The sequence below is a fragment of the Aeromonas sp. QDB23 genome (genome assembly GCF_027707745.1).
In the GTDB taxonomy this organism is placed as follows: domain Bacteria; phylum Pseudomonadota; class Gammaproteobacteria; order Enterobacterales; family Aeromonadaceae; genus Aeromonas; species Aeromonas allosaccharophila.
Map to the genome: position 1 here is coordinate 1 of NZ_JAPCJA010000097.1, position 6,096 is coordinate 6,096.

6 protein-coding genes and 1 pseudogene are annotated in these 6,096 nt (G+C 58.5%); all 7 read left to right on the forward strand.

Features of this window, described 5'->3' with window-relative positions; genetic code table 11:
• Positions 1–643: pseudogene (locus tag PG888_RS22060) on the forward strand (IS630 family transposase); the annotation flags it as partial.
• Positions 644–753: 110 nt separating this feature from the next.
• Complete coding sequence (locus PG888_RS22065; RefSeq protein ID WP_004393990.1) at positions 754–1,362, forward strand: TetR/AcrR family transcriptional regulator; 609 nt, start codon at positions 754–756, stop codon at positions 1,360–1,362.
• Positions 1,359–2,510 carry an efflux RND transporter periplasmic adaptor subunit gene (locus PG888_RS22070; protein WP_023266980.1) on the forward strand — a complete coding sequence of 384 codons (1,152 nt, stop codon included), beginning with the start codon at positions 1,359–1,361 and terminating at the stop codon, positions 2,508–2,510. Before PG888_RS22065 ends, PG888_RS22070 begins: the two co-directional genes overlap by 4 nt.
• Positions 2,507–3,712: an ABC transporter permease gene (locus tag PG888_RS22075; protein WP_004393995.1), complete on the forward strand. Its 1,206-nt coding sequence runs from the start codon at positions 2,507–2,509 to the stop codon at positions 3,710–3,712. Before PG888_RS22070 ends, PG888_RS22075 begins: the two co-directional genes overlap by 4 nt.
• Before the next feature lies 1 nt (position 3,713).
• Complete coding sequence (locus PG888_RS22080; protein WP_004393997.1) at positions 3,714–4,424, forward strand: ABC transporter ATP-binding protein; 711 nt, start codon at positions 3,714–3,716, stop codon at positions 4,422–4,424.
• A gap of 28 nt (positions 4,425–4,452) precedes the next feature.
• Entirely contained in the window at positions 4,453–4,926 is a 474-nt protein-coding gene (locus PG888_RS22085; protein WP_003056106.1) for a cytochrome c, read from the forward strand.
• Complete coding sequence (locus PG888_RS22090; RefSeq protein WP_442866249.1) at positions 4,913–6,052, forward strand: efflux transporter outer membrane subunit; 1,140 nt, start codon at positions 4,913–4,915, stop codon at positions 6,050–6,052. Before PG888_RS22085 ends, PG888_RS22090 begins: the two co-directional genes overlap by 14 nt.
• Positions 6,053–6,096 lie beyond the last annotated feature (44 nt).

Sequence of the window (6,096 nt, forward strand, 5' to 3'; positions counted from 1 at the left end):
TCCACGCTCCGCCGATGGTTACCGCGTATGGGCATTGTCTGGCGAAGGCCCGTGCCGACCTTGCGGATAAAAGACCCTGCCTATCAGGAGAAAATGGCTAATATCGACGCGGCACTGGCCCGCTGTGATGCAGATAATTCGGTGTTTTATGAGGATGAAGTCGATATAGACCTTAATCCCAAATTAGGGGCCGACTGGATGTTCAGAGCGCAGCAAAAGCGGGTTGTCACACCTGGAAAGAACGCCAAACATTACCTGGCAGGCGTTCTCCATGCAGGCAATGGAAGTACTTTACGTCAGCGGGATAAAGAAAAACTCATCGCTGTTTATCGCCATGCTGGAAAAGCTGCGTCGCCACTACCGACGAGCCAAAACCATCACACTGATCCTCGATAACTACATCATTCACAAAAGCAAACAGACCGAGCGATGGTTGAAGAAGAACCCCAAGTTCTGCCTGGTGTTCCAGCCAGTTTACAGCCCTTGGGTTAATCACATAGAACGGCTGAGGCACAAGTTACATGAAACCATCACGCGCAATCATCAATGCAGAGGAATGGCCAGCCTGCTGGCCCGAGTGAAACACTTCATGGATACCGTGTCTCCTTTCCCGGGGAATGGCTATGGCACAGCGAAGGTGTAGCACTATTGGGATCAGTTATTTAGATATTGACGAGTACGTCGGGTTTTCTCTTGTTTGAGTTGCCTCTTGTGGTAAGATAGTAATTAATTACTATCTTACAAGGAGTGCTCGTGGACACCCATCCAAAGCATCTGCCGGCCGATGAACGTCGTGCCGTAACTGTCGAGTCCGTCGTGGCGCTTGCCGGTTCACAAAACCCAAGCGAGATAACCACTGCGGCTATCGCTAAACACATGAACTTGACCCAGGGTGCGCTGTTTCGGCACTTCCCGAACAAGGAAGCCATTTGGCAGGCGGTCATGGAGTGGGTAGCAGAGCGCCTATTAGCCAGAATCGATCGATCCGCACAAGGAATCGAGTCGCCCTTGGCAGCCATGGAGGCGATGTTCATGAGTCATATCGAATTCGTAGCTGAGCACCCAGGCGTGCCAAGAATGATGTTTGGTGAGCTTCAGCGTGCCGAATCGACACCGGCCAAGCGCATGGTGCAAACCTTGATTCAGCGCTACGGCGAACGTTTGCATCGTCTCATCGAGAAAGGCAAGGCCAGCGGCGAGTTGTCTCCCTCGCTTGACAACGAGGCGGCGGCAACGCTGTTCATTGGCACGATCCAGGGCTTGGTCATGCAATCGCTGTTGGCGGGTGATGTGGGACGTATGCACCGCGATGCGCCGCGCGTCTTTGCAATTTATCGGCGTGGCATAAGGAGTGCGCAATGAAAAAGTTACCCTTGCAAGGCCGCACCCTGGCGCTGCTTGCCGTCATCATTCCTTTGCTGGTGCTTTTTATTTATGTCGGTCTGCGATCAGGGCCGCTCGCCCCGGTCGCTGTGACGGTGGCAAGCGTGGAATCACGGGCTATCACACCGGCGCTGTTCGGCATCGGCACGGTGGAGGCGCGCTACACCTACAAGATCGGGCCGACGTTTGCCGGGCGCGTCAAACGCCTGGAGGTGCATGTAGGCGACCAGGTCAAGGCCGGACAGGTGCTCGGCGAGATGGAGCCGGTCGACCTTGATGATCGGGTGCGCTCACAGGAGTCTGTATTCAAGCGGGCGGAAGCGGCTTTGCGCGAGGCAGAAGCCCGGCAAGCCTACGCGCAGACCCAGGCGCGCCGCTATGAGCAATTGTTTGCGGTGCGCTCGACCAGCGAGGAAATCGTCACCACCAAGCGGCAGGAACTACAGATCGCCGATGCCGCCCTATCCGCCGCTCGGGAAGATATTGCCCGGGCACGCTCCGACCGCGAAGGACTCGTCGCGCAGCGGAGCAATCTGCGCCTGATCGCGCCGGTCGACGGTGTAGTCGCCGTGCGCGATGCCGATCCCGGCACGACCATCGTCGCGGGCCAGGCCGTGGTGGAAGTGATCGACCCCAAGAGTTTGTGGATCAATGTGCGCTTCGACCAGATCAGCGCATCGGGGCTGGCTGGGGGGTTGCCGGCTCATATCGTCCTGCGTTCGCGTGGTGGCCAGACCTTGAAAGGCCGCGTGCTGCGGGTGGAACCCAAGGCCGACGCGGTAACCGAGGAAACGCTTGCCAAGGTGACATTCGATAACAAACCAGAACCTTTGCCACCGGTGGGTGAACTGGCCGAAGTCACGGTTGACTTGCCGGCGCTCCCGGCCGCTCCACTGATCCCCAACGCTGCCGTCCAGCGTGAAGGCGATAAAGTTGGTGTCTGGCAAATCGTGGATGGTGATCTGCATTTCTCCCCGGTCAAGCTCGGCACTTCCGACCTCAATGGTTACGTGCAGGTGCGCGAAGGGCTCAAGAATGGGGACCAGGTTGTGACCTATAGCGAAAAGGCACTGACGGCGCGCAGCCGCATCCATGTGGTCGAGCATATCCCGGGAGTTTCACGATGATCAGCCTGGCCGGCCGCGACATTCTCCATGCCTGGGGGAAATTCGTCTTCACCGGCATCGGTCTGGGTCTGCTGATCGGCGTCACCCTAGTCATGGCTGGGGTGTACCGAGGCATGGTGGACGACGGCAAGGCGTTGCTCGACAACAGTGGCGCTGACCTTTGGGTGGTGCAAAAGGATACTCTGGGTCCTTATGCGGAGTCGTCCAGCCTCAACGATGACGTGTATCGCGCCATTCTCGCCATGCCGGGAGTCTCACAGGCAGCGAACGCGACCTACCTGACCATGCAGGTACGCAAGGGCGAGAGTGATGTACGCACCATGGTGGTCGGCATCGCGCCCGGTGCGTTGGGGGCTACACCCGGATGGCCTCCTTATCTCGTCGCTGGACGCCAGATCACGCGCGGTCACTACGAGGCTGTGGCCGACATCGCCACCGGCTTCAAACTGGGAGATCGTCTTGCCATTCGCCGCAATCATTACACCGTCGTGGGGCTGACACGGCGCATGGTGTCGTCCAGCGGCGACCCGATGGTATTCATTCCGCTCAAAGATGCCCAGGAGGCCCAGTTCCTCAAGGACAACGATGCCATCTGGCAAAGCCGGCGTCGCACCGAAGCCAACCCGGTCTTCAATCGACCCGGTGATCCAGGTTTGCTGGATGCCGTGATTGCTTCACAGAGCAGCAACGCGTTCGTCAATGCCGTGCTGGTCACTCTGAAACCTGGTCATGCGCCGGACGAGGTTGCCGAATCCATCCAGCGCTGGAAGCGTTTGACGGTCTACACCCGGGCACAGATGGAAGACATCCTCGTCGGCAAGCTGATCGCCACCTCGGCCAAGCAGATCGGCATGTTCCTTGTGATTCTGGCCATCGTTAGCGCGGCCATCGTTGCCTTCATCATCTATTCGCTGACGATGGACAAAATCCGTGAGATCGCGGTGTTGAAGCTCATCGGCACACGCAACCGAACCATCGCCGCGATGATCATGCAGCAGGCGCTCGCCCTGGGCGTGATTGGCTTCGTGGTCGGCAAGATCACAGCCACCTTTTCAGCACCGGCTTTTCCAAAATATGTCCTGCTCACGCCAATGGATTCTGTCGCCGGTTTTTTTGCCGTGCTCGTGATCTGCGTTCTAGCTAGCCTCGTCGCCATTCGCATGGCACTCAAGGTCGATCCGGCCGAAGCCATTGGAGGTTGAGATGAGTGGCAAAGGGATACACATCGAAAGTTTAAGCAAGCGGTATGGCGATGGTGACACCGCTGTCTTTGCCTTGAGAGACGTGAATATGCATGTTGCACCTGGTGAAGTGGTGGGACTGATCGGCCCTTCCGGGTCCGGCAAGAGCACGCTGCTCAAGTGTCTGGGTGCGGTGATCGAACCGACCGCCGGTCGCATGACGCTGGGCGATGAAGTGATCTACGCCGATGGCTGGAAAGTCCGCGACCTGCGCGCCTTACGGCGTGACAAGATCGGTTTCGTTTTCCAGGCGCCGTACCTGATTCCGTTTCTCGATGTCACCGACAACGTGGCGCTGTTGCCGATGCTTGCAGGCGTCGCGAATGGAGAGTCGCGCGCGAAGGCACTGGAATTGCTCACGGCGCTTGATGTGCAACACCGAGCTCGCGCAATGCCCTCGCAACTCTCCGGTGGCGAGCAGCAACGGGTTGCCATCGCGCGCGGATTGGTCAATCGCCCGCCAGTGATCCTGGCCGATGAACCCACTGCGCCGCTGGATTCCGAGCGCGCCATGGCTGTAATCCGCATCCTCAACGACATGGCCCGCAAGTTCGAGACCGCCATCATCGTCGTCACCCATGACGAAAAGATCATCCCGACCTTCAAGCGCATCTACCACATCCGCGACGGTGTAACCCATGAGGAAGCTGGCGAAGGGCGGGAGTTCGAATGAGAGAATGATTGAATTACAGGAGAATTTCATGACCCACCGCAAACACAGCCACGCATTTGGAACTATCACCCTGACCGTTACGGCCTGCCTGCTTCTATGGGGTTTTCAGTTGCCAGCTTGGGCTGGTGACGCTACCCAGGTTGAGCCACTGGCGCTACGCAAGATCATGCAGGAACTCGGGCGCAACATGCAGGCTATTACCGGTGCGATTTCGCAGGAGGAATGGGTTCAGGTCGTTCAGCTCGCCCCAAAAGTTGCTGCACACCCCGAGCCACCGCTTACTGAAAAAATGCGCATCCTTGCTTACCTCGGCGCTGATGCGACCAAGTTCAGAAACTTTGACGCGCAGACTCACGAGGCGGCGCTGGCCATGAAGCTGGCTGCTGCGAGCAGCGACGGCAAGGCGGTGATCCAATCATTCGCCCACGTGCAGGAAAGCTGCTTGGGCTGCCACCAAGCTTTCCGTAAACCTTTCGTGGAGCATTTTTATGGAGCACGCTAAAACATGCCAGCGCCCCATCAGCCTCGAAGGACGGCTTGCGGCAACTTACCTGGTAGCTGGTCTGATCACCGCCGGTCTGGCCGGCTGCGCCGCTGGCCCTGATTTTAAGCGTCCCACCGCACCCGATGTGGCTCGCTACACTGCAATACCAGTGGCTGATAGAACCGCGTCCGCTCCCACGCAGTTCGGCGAAACACAACGTCTAGTCGAAGGGCTTCCGATCGAAACGCAATGGTGGCAAAGCTTGGGTTCATCCGCACTCGACGGACTGATAAACGAAGCTTTCCATGTCAGCCCGACGCTGGCGAGCATCAGCGCCAATTTGCGACACGCGCAGGAGCTTCTTGCCGCACAGGCGGGCTCGACGCAATATCCACAGGTAGATGTCGCACTGGGATCTCAGCGCCAGCAAATGAGTCCCGGTAGCCAAGGGTTGAGCGGAGACGCACGTCAATTCAGCCTCTACAACGCCAGCGTTGGCGTGCATTACAACCTCGATCTGGCTGGCGGCAACCGGCGCGCACTCGAAGCCTTGGCTGCTCGCGCCGACTACCGTCGCTTCGAACTGAATGCTGCGCGCCTGGCCCTTGCCGGCAACATGGCAACCGCTGCCATTACCCGAGCACGCCTCGCCGCGCAACTAGAAGCCACTACTGCCATTTTGCGCGTGCAGGATGAGCAACTGCGCCTAGCCCATGAACGCGTGCGTATCGGTCAGGCCTCACCTGATGAAGCGTTGAGCCTACAAGCTCAGGCGGAGCAAACGCGGGCAGAACTGCCTGCGCTGCGTAAACAACTGCAACAAACCGAACATCTACTGGCGGTGCTAGCCGGTCGTGCCCCAGGCACGGGTGGCATCCCGGCCTTCACTCTGGCCGATTTCACTCTACCCGTCGAGATGCCGCTCGTCGTGCCCTCAGAACTGGTGCGCCGCCGACCGGATATCCAGGCGTCAGAGGCGCTGTTGCATGCGGCCAATGCAGACTATGGTGTGGCTGTCGCCAAGCTCTACCCACAGATCAACCTGAGCGCCAACCTTGGTTCTCAGGCGCTGACCACCGGTGCCCTGTTCGGTGGTGGCTCGGCAGTGTGGGTGTCATTTTCAGAAGACGACTGCACCAGTTGATTGGGCGTAATGGCTGTTGTGCAGCCAGCTCCTGACAGTTCAAT

Coding starts and splice junctions, on each gene's coding strand:
- PG888_RS22085 (WP_003056106.1), top strand. CDS start 4,453: ATGACCCACCGCAAACACAGCCACGCATTTGGAACTATCACCCTGACC.
- PG888_RS22070 (WP_023266980.1), top strand. CDS start 1,359: ATGAAAAAGTTACCCTTGCAAGGCCGCACCCTGGCGCTGCTTGCCGTC.
- PG888_RS22090 (WP_442866249.1), top strand. CDS start 4,913: ATGGAGCACGCTAAAACATGCCAGCGCCCCATCAGCCTCGAAGGACGG.
- PG888_RS22080 (WP_004393997.1), top strand. CDS start 3,714: ATGAGTGGCAAAGGGATACACATCGAAAGTTTAAGCAAGCGGTATGGC.
- PG888_RS22075 (WP_004393995.1), top strand. CDS start 2,507: ATGATCAGCCTGGCCGGCCGCGACATTCTCCATGCCTGGGGGAAATTC.